This window comes from Paenibacillus sp. ATY16, from assembly GCF_003399985.2.
GTDB lineage: Bacteria > Bacillota > Bacilli > Paenibacillales > Paenibacillaceae > Pristimantibacillus > Pristimantibacillus glycanilyticus.
Genome location: NZ_NMOK02000016.1, coordinates 99,443 through 117,643, shown reverse-complemented (window position 1 = coordinate 117,643; position 18,201 = coordinate 99,443). Strand labels below are relative to the sequence as shown.

At 57.6% G+C, this 18,201-nt stretch carries 15 protein-coding genes; 13 read left to right on the top strand and 2 right to left on the bottom strand.

All coding sequences use genetic code 11. The features are described from left to right. Positions 1-383: 383 nt before the first annotated feature. The gene (locus tag CFI03_RS10710) at positions 384-1,202 is read right to left on the bottom strand and encodes an electron transfer flavoprotein subunit beta/FixA family protein (protein ID WP_248757435.1); all 819 of its coding nucleotides are present in this window, start codon (positions 1,200-1,202) and stop codon (positions 384-386) included. Positions 1,203-1,230: 28 nt separating this feature from the next. Beyond that, a complete protein-coding gene (locus tag CFI03_RS10705) occupies positions 1,231-1,383 on the bottom strand; it encodes a hypothetical protein (protein WP_248757393.1) in 153 nt (50 codons plus the stop codon). 237 nt (positions 1,384-1,620) lie between these two features. Between CFI03_RS10705 and CFI03_RS10700 the strand changes: the two genes are divergently transcribed. From CFI03_RS10700 to CFI03_RS10640, 13 genes are all read left to right on the top strand, one after another. Beyond that, positions 1,621-3,855 carry a (Fe-S)-binding protein gene (locus CFI03_RS10700; RefSeq protein ID WP_248757392.1) on the top strand — a complete coding sequence of 745 codons (2,235 nt, stop codon included), beginning with the start codon at positions 1,621-1,623 and terminating at the stop codon, positions 3,853-3,855. Positions 3,856-3,921: 66 nt separating this feature from the next. Then, positions 3,922-6,339, top strand: coding sequence for a 3-hydroxyacyl-CoA dehydrogenase/enoyl-CoA hydratase family protein (locus CFI03_RS10695; RefSeq protein WP_248757391.1), 2,418 nt, complete (start codon positions 3,922-3,924; stop codon positions 6,337-6,339). A 741-nt stretch (positions 6,340-7,080) separates the two neighbouring features. Beyond that, complete coding sequence (locus tag CFI03_RS10690; protein ID WP_248757390.1) at positions 7,081-8,292, top strand: acetyl-CoA C-acyltransferase; 1,212 nt, start codon at positions 7,081-7,083, stop codon at positions 8,290-8,292. Between the two features lie 54 nt (positions 8,293-8,346). Further along, a complete protein-coding gene (locus CFI03_RS10685) occupies positions 8,347-10,122 on the top strand; it encodes an acyl-CoA dehydrogenase family protein (protein WP_248757389.1) in 1,776 nt (591 codons plus the stop codon). Positions 10,123-10,599: 477 nt separating this feature from the next. Beyond that, positions 10,600-12,285 carry a long-chain-fatty-acid--CoA ligase gene (locus tag CFI03_RS10680; protein WP_248757434.1) on the top strand — a complete coding sequence of 562 codons (1,686 nt, stop codon included), beginning with the start codon at positions 10,600-10,602 and terminating at the stop codon, positions 12,283-12,285. Positions 12,286-12,311: 26 nt separating this feature from the next. Further along, positions 12,312-12,743, top strand: a complete 432-nt coding sequence (locus tag CFI03_RS10675; protein ID WP_248757388.1) for a PaaI family thioesterase — start codon at positions 12,312-12,314, stop codon at positions 12,741-12,743. A gap of 147 nt (positions 12,744-12,890) precedes the next feature. Further along, positions 12,891-13,103, top strand: coding sequence for a hypothetical protein (locus CFI03_RS10670; protein WP_127495929.1), 213 nt, complete (start codon positions 12,891-12,893; stop codon positions 13,101-13,103). Between the two features lie 187 nt (positions 13,104-13,290). Next, the gene (locus tag CFI03_RS10665) at positions 13,291-13,479 is read left to right on the top strand and encodes a hypothetical protein (RefSeq protein WP_012772497.1); all 189 of its coding nucleotides are present in this window, start codon (positions 13,291-13,293) and stop codon (positions 13,477-13,479) included. 207 nt (positions 13,480-13,686) lie between these two features. Next, positions 13,687-13,902 carry a hypothetical protein gene (locus tag CFI03_RS10660; protein WP_248757387.1) on the top strand — a complete coding sequence of 72 codons (216 nt, stop codon included), beginning with the start codon at positions 13,687-13,689 and terminating at the stop codon, positions 13,900-13,902. Between the two features lie 116 nt (positions 13,903-14,018). Continuing rightward, positions 14,019-14,762 carry a response regulator transcription factor gene (locus tag CFI03_RS10655; protein WP_248757386.1) on the top strand — a complete coding sequence of 248 codons (744 nt, stop codon included), beginning with the start codon at positions 14,019-14,021 and terminating at the stop codon, positions 14,760-14,762. Then, positions 14,759-15,814, top strand: coding sequence for a sensor histidine kinase (locus tag CFI03_RS10650; protein ID WP_248757385.1), 1,056 nt, complete (start codon positions 14,759-14,761; stop codon positions 15,812-15,814). The genes CFI03_RS10655 and CFI03_RS10650 overlap by 4 nt, the downstream gene beginning before the upstream one ends. Positions 15,815-15,827: 13 nt before the next feature. Next, the gene (locus CFI03_RS10645) at positions 15,828-17,078 is read left to right on the top strand and encodes a molybdopterin-dependent oxidoreductase (RefSeq protein ID WP_132311161.1); all 1,251 of its coding nucleotides are present in this window, start codon (positions 15,828-15,830) and stop codon (positions 17,076-17,078) included. A gap of 112 nt (positions 17,079-17,190) precedes the next feature. Next, positions 17,191-18,195 (top strand): hypothetical protein, encoded by a 1,005-nt coding sequence (locus CFI03_RS10640; protein ID WP_248757384.1) that lies wholly within the window; start codon positions 17,191-17,193, stop codon positions 18,193-18,195. Positions 18,196-18,201: the final 6 nt, after the last annotated feature.

Sequence of the window (18,201 nt, the reverse complement as noted above, 5' to 3'; positions counted from 1 at the left end):
ACTCGTTAGGGCCCCTTAGGGACCTTAACAATCGGCGAACGAGCCAAAAAGCCGCCAAGTTGGTGGGGCATAAAGTTAAGGTCCCTGAGGGCTCTTAAGCAGCTAAATAAACTAGTTGTGTGGCTCGTTAAGGCCCCTTAGGGACCTTAACAATTGGCAAACGAGCAAAAGGCGGCCATGTTGGTAGGTGTGTACGCATAAGGTAAAGGTCCTAAGGGCTCTTAACCAGCTAAATAAGATAGTTGAGTGGCACAACGGAGTCCTAAGTCTCCACGTGGGTTGCGCACAGGTTTAAGGTCCACCAGGGATCTTAAACCTGTGCTGCCCACATCTAAGGCAGCGCTCCCCTTAACCGCCTTAACGCTTAACGCCGTTCGGCTGCCTCACTGCGGCAGCTGGCTTTCCGCCTGCAGCAGGCGGACAAGCTCCGCCGCCTGCTCGCCGGGCGACCCGGCGAGGCGCCGGCCGGCTGCGCGCGGCGCCGGCGGAAAAAGCGCCAGGCGCGATGTCCGCGCGCCTTCTTCCTCGCCGCCTGCGGCTGCCGACACCCGGGCGAGCGGCTTCCGCTTCGCCTTCATAATGCCCGGCAGCGACGGATACCGCGGCTCGTTCAGCCCTTGCTGCGCGGTGATCAGCGCTGGCAGCGGGATCACAACCGTCTCCGTGTCGCCCTCGACATCGCGCTCCACGACAGCAAACCTCGCCGCCGACGCTGCGCCCGGCGGCAGCTCGCCGGATGCCTTCGCTTCATCCGGCCCTGCAATGCCAACCTTCACCGCTGATGACGCATGCGGCAGACCAAGCCGCTCCGCGACCTGGAACGCTACGCTCCCGGAGCCGCTGTCGACGGCGAACAAGCCCGCCAGCAGCAGATCCGGCTTAAGCGGCTCGATAACCTTCGCGAGCGCAGCGGCCAGCGCGAAGCTGTCGCCGCTCTCCACGGTAGCCGCGTCGAGCCGGATAGCCTCATCCGCGCCCATCGCAAGCGCGGTCCGCAGCGCTTCCTCCGAGCGGTCGCCGCCGCAGGAGACAACCCGTACCTCGCCGCCATGCGCCTCGCGCTGGCGCAGCGCCTCCTCGAGGGCATATTCGTCATAAGGATTAATGACGAGCTTGGCGTCCGCTTCCGCGACGGCGCCATCCTTTACGATAATTTTTTCTTCCGTATCAAATGTCTGCTTGAGTAGAACGACAATGTTCAGCACTGCAGCAACCTCCTCAGACTATAGTTCATGCTCCATTTTCGCCCGGCTCGCACCACTCTCCGCAGCATGGCCAGGGCCGGCTGCAAGGCTCGGCTAAACCGCTTTCCATCAGTGCTACGATATGAGTCAACTCGGCCAAATAGACCGTCCGCACCGGCGAAAGGGGCGGCATGTTCATGCTTTCGGGCTCATATACTGGAGCACCGCGGTTTTTTTGAAAATGCTGCCCTTCCTAAAGGCCGGCGAAGCCGTTTCACCTTGAATTCCAAGCGTTTATAAGTTTCTCTTGTAAACATGGCTTGAAATTCTTCGGATTGAAACGCGCTCTCCCGCCACGGGAAGGAGCAGCCGTTTCAACTTGTCACAACGCTAAAAAGCTTGTCCGAATCGAGGGCTGCAAAAGGGGGCGTGGCCATTGCTGGAATGGTGGTCGGCAGATGTGGCGACAGCTGCAATCAGGTGGATTTTGTTCGCGGCGGTATTGGGGCTTGCCGCATTCGCTTTTGTTACGGTCGTCTTGCGCAGGGTGGGCTATATCAAGCTTGGCCGGGCGGCTGCCCACGAGGCGATGCCATCGGATGAGCGGAGGGAATTAGCGGGACGTCCCTCGGTAGCGGGACAGGTGCTCGGGCACAGCAAGCTGCTGCGGGATATCCGGAGCGGCGTCATGCATTTCATTTATTTTTACGGTTTTATCATTTTGCAGTTTGGAGCGGCGGACATCATCTGGAAAAAACTCAGCGGTCACCCGATTCCGTTTCCCTTCTACGGCCAGTTCGCCTGGTCGCAGGAGCTGACGGTCTCGCTTGTCCTGCTCGCGGTTCTGTACGGGGCTTTCCGCCGGTATATCGAGCAGCTGCCAAGGCTGAAGCGCGGCTGGAAGCCTTCGCTTGTCCTGTGGTTTATCGGCGGCTTGATGCTGACCGTCCTGCTGACGCTTTCCTTCGAGCGGCTGTCTGGGGATCCGCATGCCGTAGCTGGTCGTTTCGCGCCTGTTTCTTCCGTGCTTGCGGACTGGATCGGGAAGCTTGGCGTGCCTGCAGGCAGCATTGCGTCGGAAGCTGGTTATGAGCTGTTCTGGTGGCTGCATCTTTTGGTGCTGCTCTCTTTCCTTGTGTACGTGCCGCAGTCGAAGCATTTTCACCTGCTGACGGCTCCCGTGAATTTATGGCTTGGGCGCAATGCGCCGGTAGGCCGGCTGGCGCCGCTTAATCTGGAGGATGAGGACGCGGAGTATTTTGGCGCGGGCAAAATCGAGCATTTTACGCAAAAGCAGCTGCTCGACCTGTACGCCTGCGTGGAATGCGGACGCTGCACGAATGTCTGCCCGGCTTCGAATACCGGCAAGCTGCTGTCGCCGATGCATCTCATGACAAAGCTCCGGGATCATCTTACGGAAAAAGGCGCCGCCATTACGTCCAAGTCGCCTTGGGTTCCATCCTTTATGGGCGGGCATGCGGCAGGGGCGCATGTAATGGGCGCGCTGATCCCGTCCTGGGAAGACAGTCCGGAAGGAAGCGTAACCTCCATTATTCCGACCATGACGGCGCAGAAGCAGGCTTGGAATGCTCGGGAAGGAACCAAGCCGGATGAGCTGGAGCTGATCGGCGACGTCATGAGCGAGGAGGAGCTGTGGGCATGCACGACCTGCCGCAACTGCGAGGAGATGTGCCCGGTTGGCAACGAGCATGTCGATAAAATCATCGATATGCGTCGTTATCTCGTGCTGATGGAAGGGCGCCTGCCATCCGACGGTCAGCGCGCGCTGCAAAATATCGAGCGCCAAAGCAATCCATGGGGACTTCCGAGAGCCGAGCGCGCCGCTTGGATCGACGAGTGCGAGAGCCGTACCGGCGTCCGGGTGAAGACGATGCAGGAGATCAAGCGTGCGGGAGCGCCAAAGCCGCATTTTCTGCTGTGGGCAGGTTCCATGGGCTCATACGATACGCGAAGCCGGAAGGTGCTGTACGATCTCGTGCGGCTCCTCGACCAGGCGGGAGTGTCGTTTGCCACGCTTGGGGCAGAGGAGCGGAATTCGGGTGATACCCCGCGCAGGATTGGCAACGAGCTGCTTTTCCAGGAGCTGTGCCGTGAAAATATCGAGACCATCGTCCGTTACGGGATAACGCGTATTGTAACGGCCTGCCCGCATACGCTTAACACCTTCCGCAAGGAGTATCCGGACTTCGGGCTTCCGTCGGACGTCAGGATCGAGCATCATACGGAGCTGCTTGCCCGGTTGCTGAAGGATGGGCGGTTAACGCCCGAGCATCTCGTCAAAGAACGCGTCACCTACCATGATTCCTGCTATCTCGGACGTTATAACGGCATCTACGATGCACCGCGCGAGGTGCTGAAGGCGATTCCGGGCATCGAGATCGAAGAGATGGCGAGGAACCGTGAGAACGGCATGTGCTGCGGAGCGGGCGGCGGCCTGATGTGGATGGAGGAGCAAAGCGGCGTACGCGTTAACCGCGCCAGAGTATCGCAAGCGCTGGAAGTACGGCCTACGGTCATCGGCTCGGCCTGCCCGTATTGCCTGACGATGATGGAAGACGGGCTGAAGCTTCTGGAGGCCGACGAACGGACGGCGGCGCGCGATGTAGCGGAGCTGCTTGCGGCAAGCGTGTTCGGCAAGGAGACGGCTTAACGGTCCGGTAAAAAGACAGCTTATGCTTTCGAAGCAAAAACCAAAGAACCCAGGAGGGACTAATCAATGTCGATGAATCGAACGGGTACGGTGAGGCGCGCGGCCGTTATTGGCTCCGGCGTTATGGGCGCGGGAATTGCCGCGCATCTGGCGAATGCCGGCATGCGCGTGCTGCTGCTCGACGTCGTGCCGCAGGCTTTGCTTCCGGAGGAGGAAAAACGCGGGTTGACGCTGGCTTCCCCGCAGGTGCGCAGCCGCCTTGCGCAAGCTGCCGTTGCCCGTATGGCGAAGGCGCAGCCTGCTCCGCTGTATGAGCCGTCTTTTGCCGGGCGGATTACGGCTGGTAATCTCGAGGATCATCTGGCGGGATTATCCGAGGTGGATTGGATTGTGGAGGCGGTTGTCGAGCGGCTGGATGTGAAGCGAAGCCTATTCCAGCGGATGGAGAGCGTGTGGAGGCCGGGTACGATTGTATCCTCCAACACATCGGGATTATCGGTGGCGGAGATGGTGGAGGGCAGGAGCGACGCTTTCCGGCAGCATTTTGCGGTGACGCATTTTTTCAACCCTCCGCGCTATATGAAGCTGGTTGAGGTTGTTCCGACGAGCGATACCGCTCCCGAGGTTACGGCACTATTGACCGCGTTATGCGAGGAACGGCTTGGCAAAGGCGTTGTCGTGGCGAAGGATACGCCTAACTTTATCGCCAACCGGATCGGCACGTACGGCATGCTGGTGACGCTGGAGGAGGGTCTAAGGTTTGGCCTAACGGTAGAGGAAGCGGATGCGCTGACGGGGCCTGCGATGGGGCGGCCGAAGACGGCAACGTTCCGGATGTTGGACCTGGTCGGCCTCGATACTTTGCTTCACGTTGTCGACAACGTCCGGGAGAAAAGCACCGATGAGGCTGAACGCGAAACGTTTGCAAGGCCTCCGCTATTAGAGCAGTTGGTGGCTTCGGGCCGGCTGGGCGAAAAGAGCGGCGGCGGTTTTTACCGGAAAATTAGGGGGCCGAAGGGCGGAAGCGAGATTGAATCGCTTGATTTGGAATCGCTTGCTTACCGGCCGCGTAGCTCGGTGAAAGGACCAATCATCGATGCGGCCAAGGCGGCAAAAGGCACGGGCGGCAAGGTCCGGGCGCTCATCGGCACGGATCCGAAGCATAAATACGCCCAGTTCGCGTGGCAGACGATTAAGCGCACGCTTCTCTATTCGGCAGCCTTGGTTGGCGTTATTGCCGACTCCATCACGGATATCGATAAAGCGATGAAATGGGGCTTCAGCTGGGAGCTTGGACCGTTCGAGCTGTGGGATGCGCTTGGCTTGGAGAAGTCCGTAGCCCGGATGAAGGCCGAAGGCGATGCGGTGCCGGAATGGGTACTGACATGGATTGCGGAGGGGAACGGCAGCTTTTATAAGGTGCAGGAAGGCAGACGGTTCGTGTACGCCAGCGGGGGCGGAGGGTACGCGGCCGAAGAGCTGTCACCGGATGAGATCTCGCTTGCTGCCCTTAAGGAAGCCGGCAGGACGGTGCTGCGCACCTCGGACGCAAGCCTCATCGATCTTGGCGACGACGTGGTCTGTCTCGAATTCCATTCGCAGAACAATGCCATCGGCGGCGAGATTCTGACGGCTATACGGCGGACGGCCGAGGAGGTCAGCAAAAATTGGCGCGGGCTTGTTATCGCGAACGACGGGCGCAACTTCTGCGTAGGCGCGAACCTGCTGCTTCTCTTGATGGAGGCGCAAAACGGCGAATGGGATGAGGTCGAGGACATCATCCGGATGTTCCAGAGCAGCATGCTGTCGATCAAAAAACTAGACCGTCCCGTCGTCGCCGCGCCTCACCGGATGACGCTTGGCGGAGGCGTCGAGGCCTGCTTGCCGGCTGACCAGATTATTTTCTCGCCGGAGACGTATTTCGGCCTCGTGGAGACCGGGGTAGGACTGATCCCGGCAGGCGGCGGTTCGAAAGAAGCGGCCGTTATGGCTGCGGCAAGGGCAGGGGGCGGCGAAATCCAGCCGCATTTGAACGCTTTGTTCGAGACGGTTGCGATGGCCAAAACGTCCACCAGCGGCTTTGATGTTGGCCGCATCGGGCTGAAGCGCCCGCAGGACCGCGTCATTATGCGGCAGGACGCGCGGATTGCCGAAGCGAAGCGGGCGGTGCTTGAGCTGGACCGGGCGGGCTATACGCCGCAGCCCGAGGCTCGCGTCCGCGTGGCTGGCCGCGAAGGCAAAGCCGTGCTTCGCATGGGCGTGCATGGTCTGCTGCTGGGTGGGCAGATCAGCAAGCATGACGCGCTTATTGGCAATAAGCTCGCGAATGTGATGGCCGGCGGCGATGCCGCGCCGGGAGCGGAGGTCAGCGAGCAGTACTTGCTCGACCTGGAATGCGAAGCATTCCTCAGCCTCTGCGGCGAGCGCAAAACGCAGGACCGCATGAGCCACATGCTCTCCACCGGCAAGCCGCTGCGGAATTAAGCGGAGTGAGGGGGAGGTGAGGACGGGTGCTTGGGCGGCACATGTGCCGGTGTTCTGGGACATTGGTATAGACACAACTCGTAGACCTGTGGCACAGACTCCCCGCTCAGACTGGATTTTATCCAGCATAATGATGCGTTATCGAACTGGGGCCAATCCAACGTAGCTTCTGGCTATCCCAAGTTAAGTCCTTGTGGAATTAGTGTAGGCCAAAATAAGCCCCTGCGAGGGTCTTATCTGCCAAGTTTACTGGTGATCGAAACGGGATAAGACCCTCACAGGGTCTTATGCCCCCGCGAGCAAGCCAAAAGTTACTCGAAAACAAGGGTTGAGCAGCAAATAAGCCCCTGCGAGGGTCTTATCTGCCAAGTTTACTGGTGATCGGAACGGGATAAGACCCTCACAGGGTCTTATGCCCCCGCGAGCAAGCCAAAAGTTACTCGAAAACAAGGGTTGAGCAGCAAATAAGCCCCTGCGAGGGTCTTACCTGCCACGTTAACGGGTGATCGGAACGGGATAAGACCCTCACAGGGTCTTATCCCCCCGCGAGCAAGCCAAAAGTTACTCGAAAACAAAAGTTGAGCAGCAAATAAGCCCCTGCGAGGGTCTTACCTGCCACATTAACTGGTGATCGGTACGAGATAAGACCCTCCCGGGGTCTTACCTTACAAGGCAGCAACTACAAAAGGCTCCGCCCGCCCGACGAGGCGCGGGCGGAGCCAAAAAAGAAGGAGGCGCTTTATGGGAGCAGCGGGCAAATTTGCGGACCATGACCGCGATGCCGTTATCGTATCCGCGGTACGAACCGCGGTGGGCAAGGCGAAGAAGGGGAGTCTGGCGGAGACGAGGGCAGAGGACCTTGGACGGGCCGTGCTGACCGCGGCGGTTGGCCGGGTTCCGGGGCTTGATGCGGCCGACGTCGAGGATGTCATTATCGGCTGTGCCATGCCGGAGGGCGAGCAGGGGCTGAATATGGCGCGAATTATTTCGCTCTATTCGGGCTTCCCGGTTACGACGCCAGCCGTAACGATTAACCGTTTCTGCGCTTCGGGTCTGCAGGCGATCGCTTATGCAGCTGAACGCATACGTCTTGGCGATGCCGACATCCTCGTTGCGGGCGGCGTGGAAAGCATGAGCCATGTGCCGATGACCGGCTTTAAGCTGGCTCCGCATCCGGGCATCGTGGATGCTATGCCGGAGGTGTACATGGGCATGGGTCACACCGCCGAGGAAGTGGCGCGCCGCTATAACGTTACCCGCGCGGCGCAGGATGCTTTTGCCGCGTCCAGTCATCGCAAGGCGGCGGCCGCCATTCAGGAGGGCCGATTCAAAGACGAGATCGTACCGGTGACGGCAACCCGGTCCGACGTGAATGAGTACGGCCGGCCGGTTGAACGCACCTTCACCTTCGACACCGACGAAGGCGTCCGCCCGGATACGACGCCGGAGACACTTGCGCCGCTGAAGCCGTCTTTTGCGAGAGAAGGTACGGTTACGGCCGGCAACTCCTCGCAGATGAGCGACGGCGCAGCCGCGGTTGTGGTGATGAGCCGCGCCAAGGCAAAGGAGCTTGGGCTGACGCCTCTTGCCGCTTTCCGCGCATACCGGGTAGCAGGGGTAGCGCCGGAGGTGATGGGCATCGGCCCAATAGAGGCCATTCCAAAAGCGCTTAAGGCTGCTAACCTGACGGTTGACGATATTGATATTTTTGAGCTGAATGAGGCCTTTGCCGCCCAATGCGTGCCGATTATCGAGCAGCTTGGCATCGATCCTGACCGCGTGAACGTCAACGGCGGGGCGATTGCGCTTGGTCATCCGCTTGGCTGTACGGGGACGAAGCTGTCGGTATCGCTTATTCACGAGCTGAAGAGACGCGGCGGAGGAATCGGAGTTGTTACGATGTGTGTCGGCGGCGGCATGGGAGCTGCAGGGGTGTTTGAGGTATACGCGTAGCACAGAGCGCAAGTGGAGGAAGCAGGAAGGCGAGAGGGAAAGGGGACGTAAAGCATGGGGGAAAACATTCGGTTTGGCGGTCGTTTCGTAATCGAGGATGCTCTGCCGTCCGCTACGGTGACGCCGGAGGATTTCAACGAAGAGCAGAAGATGATGGCGGATGCGGCGCGGCAGTTTGTGGAGGGAGAGATTTTTCCGCTGGATGAGCAGATTGAGGGGCTGGACTATGAGCTGACGGTTAAGCTGATGCGCCAGGCAGGCGAGTTAGGCCTTCTTGGAGCGGATGTGCCTGAAGCCTATGGCGGCCTTGGACTCGACAAAGTAAGCACAACCCTGCTGTCGGAGACGCTTGCCCGCGCCTCCTCTTTCGCGCTGTCTGTTGGCGCGCATACGGGGATCGGCACGCTGCCGATCGTTTTTTTCGGAACAGCCGCACAGAAGCGCAAATACTTACCGAAGCTCGCCACCGGTGAGCTGATCGCCGCCTATTGCTTAACGGAACCGGCCTCCGGTTCGGATGCCTTAGGCGCCAAAACAACGGCAAAGCTGTCGGAGGACGGCAGCCACTATATTCTGAACGGCTCCAAGCTGTACATTACGAACGCGGGCTTTGCGGATGTGTTTATCGTGTACGCGAAGGTGGACGGGGAAGCGTTCAGCGCGTTTATCGTGGAAAAAGGGATGCCGGGCTTCAGCCTTGGGCCGGAGGAGCACAAGATGGGCATTAAAGGCTCGTCGACTCGCCCGTTATTTTTCGAGGATGTCGCGGTGCCGGTGGAGAACGTGCTTGGCGAGATCGGCCAAGGGCATAAAATCGCGTTCAACATCCTGAACATCGGACGGTTCAAGCTGGGAGCGGGCTGTCTTGGCGGGTCCAAAGAAACGATCGAGCTGGCTTCCAAATACGCCAACACGCGCAAGCAGTTCGGCCGCGCCATCTCCTCATACCCGCTTATTGGCGCCAAGCTGGCGGATATGAATATCAGGACCTACGTGCTGGAATCGATGGTATACCGGACCGCGGGCTGGATTGATGCCATGCTGAGCGCGGAGGGTGCTGGGGCGGATGCGCCGGATGCCGGAATGCGGGCGGCAAAAGCGATCAGCGAGTACGCGCTGGAATGCTCGATTAACAAGGTGTTTGCGTCGGAGACGCTGGATTTTGTCGCGGACGAGGGCGTCCAGATTCACGGCGGCTACGGCTATATCAAGGAATACAAGGTGGAGCGTATTTACCGGGATTCGCGGATTAACCGGATTTTCGAAGGGACCAACGAGATTAACCGGATGCTCATTCCGGGGACCTTGCTGAAAAAAGCGATGAAAGGCGAGCTTCCGCTGCTCGAAAAAGCGCAGTCCCTGCAGGCCGAGCTGCTGCAGCCGATGCCGGTTCCGCCGTTTGATGAGCCGCTCAGCCGGGAGGTATACCGCGTATCGCAGGGGAAAAAAGCTTTTCTTGCCGTCGGCGGGCTCGCCGTGCAAAAGCTGGGGTTAAAGCTTGACCAGGAGCAGGAAGTGCTCTGCTCGCTTTCGGATATCATGATTCAGCTGTTCGCTGCCGAAAGCGCGCTGCTCCGGACGCAGAAGCTTGCGCAAAGCGGTGCGGATGCGGTGAACGCGATTCAAATGACGGAAGTGTTCGTGCAGGAGGCGCTGGAGAAGATCGAATCGATCGCGAAGGTTGCTCTGGCGGCATTGGCGAAGGGAGATGCCCTGCAAATGCAGCTGTCGGTCTTGAAGAAGCTGATGCGCGGTCCTCTGCTCGATACGATTGCGGCCAAGCGGGATATTGCCGCACGGGTCATTAACGGGGAGCAATATATTGTGTAGGAGGGGGAACGCCATATGGATAAGGCAGATCCGGAAAACCCGCTTGTACCCGAGGATCGGCAAAAGCCGCCCAATTCCGCACCTAACGAACCGCCACTATCGCCACGGCAGGAGGAAGCCGCAGCCCCGCAGTTCATAGGGGCAGAGCCTCCGGCGGCGGAGCCAGCGGCTCCATCCGCGGAGGCCGAGCCAAGCGGGGAACCTGCCGCAGTGGATATCGCTCCGTCGGCTGAGCCATCAGCAGAAGCCTCTGTCCCAACGGCAGAAGCGGCTCCATCGGCTGGCACCGAGCCGAGCGAAGAAGCTGTCGCAGCCGATGCCGCTCCGGCGGCAGGGCAATCCTCCGAAGCATCGGCTCCGGAGGCATCGCCAGCAGCGGATTCGGCACCGTCCGCCGATACCGAGCCAGGCGATGAGCCGGCTCCCGAGGAAGCCGTTGCCTCCGCGACATCGGAGGAGCCTGAGGCTCCGGTAGAGATTCCGAAGCCGTGGCTGCGGCATTATCCGCTGGAGATCCCGGCTTCCCTGGATTACCCGAATCATGGCATTCCGCAGTTCCTCGTTAATGCCGTGGAGAAATTCCCGGCGAATGAGGCCGTTCATTTTCTGGGCAAATCGCTCACCTACCGCGAACTGTACGACCATACCTGCCGCTTGGCTAACGGTCTGATCTCGCTTGGCGTTAACCGCGGCGACCGGGTGGCGATTATGCTGCCGAACTGTCCGCAGGCGGTGATCTCCTACTACGCCACTCTAATGATTGGCGCCGTTGTGGTCCAGACCAATCCGCTCTACGTGGAGCGGGAGCTGGAGCATCAGCTGAAGGACAGCGGGGCGACAACGATCATTACCGTCGACCTGTTCTATGAGCGCCTGGCCAACGTGCGCGGAGAATTGCCGGCGGCGGGGGCTGTTCCGCAGCTCAAGAACGCCGTCATTACGTCGCTGAAGGACGGACTTCCTTTTCCGAAAAATCTCCTCTACCCGCTCAAGCAGCGCAAAGAAGGCTTCAAAGCGGATATTCCGTACGGCCGTCACGGTGTTGTTTCTTATAAGAAGCTTATTTCCTCGAGTTCTAATCTTCCCGTCCTGACCGACATTCACGGCAGCGATCTCGCCCAGCTTCAATATACCGGAGGTACGACCGGAACACCGAAAGGGGTGATGCTGACGCACCGGAACCTTGTAGCCAATACGATGCAGACCTCGGCCTGGTGCTACAGGGTGAAGGATGGCTACGAAAGATTTCTGGCGGTGCTGCCGTTATTTCACGTATTCGGCTTAACCGTGTTAATGAATTTTTCCATTATGCGCGCTGGCTCACTGGTGCTTCTGCCGCGTTTTGAAACCGAGACTGTGCTCGATACCATCAGCCGGCAGCAGCCAACGCTGTTCCCGGGTGCGCCAACGATGTATGTGGCTTTGATTAATCATAAGAATGCAGTCAGCACCGATCTTTCCTCGATCGAGGCCTGTATCAGCGGATCGGCGGCTCTGCCGCTTGAGGTGCAGGAGCAGTTCGAGAAAATGACCGGCGGCAAGCTGATCGAAGGCTATGGCCTGACGGAAGCTTCGCCGGTAACGCATGCCAACCTGATCTGGGGCAAACGCAAAATCGGCACGATCGGCATGCCTTTTCCCGATACGATAGCCGCGATCTTCAGTCCGGAAGGCAAGCCGCTTCCCGTTCGCGAGGTTGGCGAGCTTGTCATCCGCGGTCCGCAGGTGATGAAGGGATACTGGAACAATCCGGAGGAGAGCGAAATCGTGCTGAGGGATGGCTGGCTGCATACCGGCGACCTCGGCTATATGGACGAAGACGGCTTTTTTACGATTGTAGACCGGATCAAGGATGTCATCATTGCGGGCGGCTTCAATATTTATCCGCGCGAGGTCGAAGAGGTGCTGTATGAGCATCCGGCGGTGATGGAAGCTTCCGTCCTTGGGGTGAAGGATCCGTACCGCGGCGAGACGGTGAAGGCTTTCATTGTGCTTAAAAAAGGCTCCTACGTATCCGCAGCCCAGCTCGACGTCTGGTGCAGGCAGCGGCTTGCCGCGTTTAAGGTGCCGCATCTGTACGAATTCCGGGATTCCCTTCCGAAGACGATGATCGGCAAGGTATTGAGGCGCAAGCTGATGGAAGAGCTGGAGAAGGAGCAATAATAAACGCAAAAGAGGCGGTGATGCGGGTGGCGGAGGATTTTGCCGCGGAGCAGGCGGATATTGAGAGGCATTTGGCGAGGCTGGAGGAGCTTGCCAGCGGAACTTTTTGGAGCGAGCTTGGCTGCGAGGTCGTCTTTGCCCATGCGGAAAAAGCGGCGATCCGGCTGCGCGCGGAGCAGCGTCATTTGAACCTGATTGGCATCGTGCATGGCGGGGTATTGATGTCTATGCTGGATAATGCAATGGGTCTGGTCGTCATGATCGCATGCCGGGAAAAGACGGTAACCGCAGGCCTGAACACGCATTTTCTGGAGAGCGCGAAGAGCGGCAATCTGGTGTGCGAAGCCGAGATCGTGCACCGGATTGGACGGACGATTACCCTGCAGGCAACGGTGAAGGATGAGGAAGATAGATTGATCGCTTGGGGAAGCGGAACCTATCGGATTGTGTCGCGATAACGAATATTTAGTCAATTTGGCCGAGTTGCTGACGGACTATTGGTTCGATATAATATATCCTATATATGGAAGAAAAAAATATAGGCAAATAAACTGAAACCAAATCAGCTTTCGGCCGATAAATATAAGAAGAGAGGAGGCGGAAGCATGGTCGATGGATGGATTACCGCGGTCGTTTTGATATTTGGGATAGCAGTTGCACTAATTGGCGTATTTGCCTATTTACGAATGTTTAACAGGAACGAGACGCACCATTCATCCATGGACGTTCCGCCTCCGTCAATTCCCCCGCAAGCCGCTCCGCCAAAGGCCGAAGAGCCTCCGGCGAAGCCGCCCCGGGAGAACGAAGGCACGGGTTAGATTAACATTTGTTTATTTTACAATCCTGCCTGAAATGTTATAATAGTAAGAAAAATGCAAACATTGTGACTCATTGACCATGGAGTTGCCTGCACTGAAATGGGGGGTAATTTGCGGCGTAACTGCCGCATCCGTTCTCGGATTTGTTGTTTAGGACGACCATCCAACGTATAGGGGAGGAGATTTCATGGCGAAGCATAGCCAGAATGAGGTCAAGGAAAGCCTGAAGGAACTCACGAGAATTTTTCAGCCAAAGGATCCGCGCAAGTTCGTTAAGGACTATATCCGGAAGTACAGGATAACGGGCGGATACGAGGATGAATTAACAATTTTAGTGGAAGACGAGATGGGTAAGATCAACTCCTCGGTCAGTTGAGCGCATACGAAATGGCTTTGCATCTGTGTGATACAGGTGCAAAGCCTTTTTTGTGTTGAGAAAGTGCGACGGTGGGCTGTAATTCTTTTGTAAGGATTTGATAATGCTTTTGCAAGAGCTCCGTTCTTCAATGGTTAGCTTTGTCCGGTAAGCTAGGAGTCGTGAAGAGCCAGATGATACTCATAGGCTCGGAAGGAGCGATGGACAATGAAGAAACCAGTTTGGGCAATTGTCGTGCTGGGAGTCGTGCTGCTGTTAAGCGCATGCAATGCAGACAATAACAAGGACAAAATGAACAATAAGCCGGCAACGGAGATGGGCGACGACAAGTCGATGAACGATGACAAGATGATGAACGATGACAAGATGATGAACGATGACAAGATGATGAACGACGACAAGTCGATGAGCGACAGCAAATAAAGTTCGTGGCGCGCTATCCCTCTGCCGGCGGCAGGGGGTTGTTCTTTCTTCCGGTACAGTCGTAACCGTTATAAACAAGCCGTATAATAGAAGCATCACGGACGGGAGGGCAGCGGATGGGAGCAAGTATAATAGTAGCGGACGATGAGAGGAATATTACGGATGTGTGCCGGCGGTATTTGGAGCGGGAAGGCCATGAGGTGCGGGTAGCGGAAAATGGGGAAGAAGCGATCCGCCTATGGAAAGAACATCGCCCTGACCTGCTGGTGCTGGATTTAATGATGCCGAAGGTTGACGGACTTGAGGTTTGCGATGTCATCCGGCAGATTGACGATACCCCCATAATCATGCTGACGGCCCGTGGCGAGGAGGCGGACCGGCTGCTTGGCCTCACGATGGGCGCTGACGATTATATGACGAAGCCGTTCAGTCCAAGAGAGCTTGTGCTTCGAATCCATAATATTTTGCGGCGAGCGGGCTGGAGAAGCGATGCTTTGTCTTCCGGAGAATGGGATACGGAAAAACCTCCGGAGGAAGCATCGGGTCAAGCGATTTATCTCGAAGGCCTGTCGATCTACCCGCAGGAGAGAAGGGTTTCCGTTCTGGAATCCGATGTGGAGCTAACGGTGAAGGAATTCGATCTACTGCATCTGCTGGCGATGTATCCCGGCAAGGTGTTCTCGCGCAGCCAGCTGCTTAATCAGGTATGGGATATTGCCTACGACGGCGATACGACAACCGTAACCGTGCATGTTCGGCGCCTGCGTGAGAAAATCGAGCCTAACCCGTCCGATCCGCGCTGGATCAAAACGGTATGGGGAATCGGCTACAAGCTGGATCCCAAGGGGAGTCCGGGATGAAGCTACGAACTTATCTCTTGCTCGCCAATACGATTAGCATCGCATTTATTATTGTGCTTCTTCTTATATTTTTCCAATACATGCTGGTCACGCGGGAGCAGCTGATATGGCTTTGTATCGCTGCGATAGGCGCGGGAACGGTATCCGGGCTTATCTTCTTCCTTCTGATTCGTCCGCTTGAAGCTTCGGTACGCCGGGTTGGGGAAGGTGCTGCCCGCATTGCCGCCGGCGAACTGCAGACAAGGGTGGAGCCTGCTGGCCTGAAGGAATTCAAGCAGCTGGCGGATCAATTCAACCGGATGGGCGTAAGCTTGGAGCAGAGCTTCCTGCAGGTTCGCGCGGCCGAGTCCGCCCAGCGGGAGCTGGTGGCCAATATGGCTCATGACCTGCGTACGCCTCTGGCTTCCATGCAATCCTATGCGGAAGCGCTGGAGGATAGGGTTCTTGAAGACGAAGCGGAATACCGTCGTTATCTGTCTACGATCCGTTCGGAGACGATGCGGCTAAGCGAGCTTATTCAGGATTTGTTCGAGCTTTCCACACTGGATGCGGGAGCGCAGGATAAAGAGTGGAGTCACACGGCTGTTGTGGAGGATGCGCTTCTTGAGCTGCACCCGCGCTTCTCGCTTCAGCTTGAGGCGATGGGACAGCAGCTTCGCGTTCGTCTGCCGGAGCGTTCGCTGCGGGTGAACATGAAAGCCCGGCATCTCCAGCGCGTCCTGCAAAATTTGATCGAGAACGCCGTTCGTTACTCGCCTCGCGGCGGCATTATCCTCATTGAGGCTGATGAGCTAGAGGGCGGTGTGATCCGGTTAGCGGTGACCGACGAAGGAGTCGGGATTGCGGAAGGCGAGCGGGAGCGGATCTTTGACCGCTTCTACCGGACGGATCGCTCCCGCAGCCGCGAAGGCGGCGGTTCGGGTCTTGGGCTGTCGATTGCCAAACGGCTGGTGGAGCAATACGGGGGCTCTATTGGAGTCGAGCAGCCGGACGGTCAAGGCAGTCGATTCTGGTTCACGGTTCACGAAGGGAAGAAGACGTCTCATTTATGAAAGGAGGACGAGGATGGGAGATTTTCTGAAATGGGTACGCAAGGGGTTTGGCCGGAAGCTTACCCTCCTGCATGCTTGGAACGGCTGGATTGTGGTCGTGCTGGCTTTGTCCGGGATCATGCTGGTGATGAATTACTGGCGCGGCGTGCTTGGGGAAGGAAGGGTGTGGCTGAAGGAGCTGCACATTATCGTCGGCTTGTTGTCCCTTGTTCCGGTCGTATTCTATCTCTTGCTCGCGGCCAAGCACTGGAAGCAGCTGAGAGGTAAAGGCTGGCAGAAGTTTAATGTTTTTGTCGTGCTTGGCCTGCTTGTCGGATGGCTCATCTCGGGCGTGCTGCTCTGGCAGTTCCGCGCCGTAGGGCCGTGGTGGTCGAACCATGCGCTGACTGTACATGATCTCTTAACCTGGATTGGCTTGCCTTATATTATTTACCATTCCATTACCAGGACGAAATGGCTCAAGGAGCCGAACCGGCGAACGGTGCGCACGGAGCGTGAACAGAAAACGGTGGACGTACCGATTCATCCCGCGGCAAGTCCGCAGTCGTACTTGTCCCGGCGTTCATTTGTAAAATGGGCGGTTGGAGGCGGTATTGCGATTGCGGTTGGACCGTCTTTTCTGAAGTGGACCGTCAATACGCTTGGCGTCAGCCTCGGGAGTCCCTCTTACGAGGAGATTGTGACAAGGGATGGCAATCAGCTCGCACCTCTGCCGCAGCCCATGCCAGCCTCCGCGCCTCCTATAGGCGGGGGAGCCAAAGGAGACTTCCGGATCTATTCCGTGACGCCGATTCCGTCCTTCTCCAATGAGACCTGGTCCTTCACCATAGACGGGCTGGTCGATAAGCCCATGACATGGAACTGGGAGCAATTCGTGAAGCTGACGCGCAAGGTTCAGGTGAGCGATTTTCACTGCGTGACGGGCTGGTCCGTGTACAAGAATACGTGGGAAGGCATTCCGCTGAAGCAGTTTCTGCAGGAGGCCGGGGTTAAAACAAACGCGAAAACGGTGAAGTTCTACTCAGGCGATGGCGTATACACCGATGCGCTCACCCTCGAGCAGGCGCAGATGGACGACATTATGGTCGCGATGCTGCATGACGGCAATCTGATCCCAAGCGAGCTCGGCGGCCCGGTCCGGCTGATCGTGCCGAAGATGTACGCGTACAAGTCGGTGAAATGGCTTAACCGGATCGAGCTGATCGACAAGGATCATATCGGCTATTGGGAAGAGCGCGGTTATGATATTGATGCTTGGGTGTAAAATAGACGCTTTCCTCAGGAACAAACAACGTGCCGAGACAGGTTCCTACCCAATACACTGTTAACCATAGACTGATCCCAGATCAGGTCATATAGCAGGAGGGATGGAGGCAGTGCCAAGAGCAAAAAGACTTACCATCGAGGAGCGGGTCAGCAGGCTGGAGAGGCCGATTACGGCAAGCCGGATTGCTCCCAGAGCAATAACCGCCACGAAGCTGGCGCGAAATGCAGTAACCCCAGGCAAACTATCTTCAGATGTCATTCCCGCTTTGATTGCCGACCCGAGTTTTAACCGGTCTATTGCCTCTGCCTTGCCTGAGGTGCTCGCAACGCCTGCTTTTGACAGGGTTGTCCGTACGGTGCTGCCGCAAGTGATCGAGCATCCCGTATTCGATAACGCGGTCCGTTCCGTACTGCCCGGAATTGTGTCTAGTCCGGCGTTTGTACAGGCGATACAGGCCGCGAATATCGTAGGAGCTGAGGGAACGGCATCCCCCGATGTTACCGGTTTACAGAGAGAAGCGATACAGCGGGATATACAAGGAGCGCAAGGAGTCCAGGGCGCCCAAGGTGCGCAAGGTGCTCAAGGAGCACAAGGCGTGCAAGGTGTTCAGGGGCCGGCCGGGGCGCAAGGAGTGGCTGGAGCAGAGGGAACGCAGGGAGCCCCAGGCGTATCCGGACCTTTAAGCATGACAGCTATCCGCTTCTCCGGCAGCCGCGAACAGATCGATCTGGTGAACAACCAGGCCACGGTAGAGCTGGTCTTAACGCCAATCGTTCTACTGGCTGACCAGCTTGTGAAGCTGGAGGCTTTTGCGAATGCGAGCTTTACGGGAGTGCAAAGCTATTCGGTTAACGGCGTTCTCTCCAGAAACCCGGCAGACGTTATTGCTGCCGATAACGAGGCGATAACGCAGCAGGGAAATCAGGCGGATTTCTCCCAAGTATCCGCGACTAGCGCTCTCACCTGGGTAGACAGTCCGGGCCCGGGGACGTATACGTATTCTTTTACCGTAACGGCTTCTGCCTCCTCCCAGCAACAGGCTGCCGTGGGCTCGATCAATACCCGGGGCTTAACGGCTACGGTTATTAACACGGTTACGAGTGAGACTTTTTAAATCGTA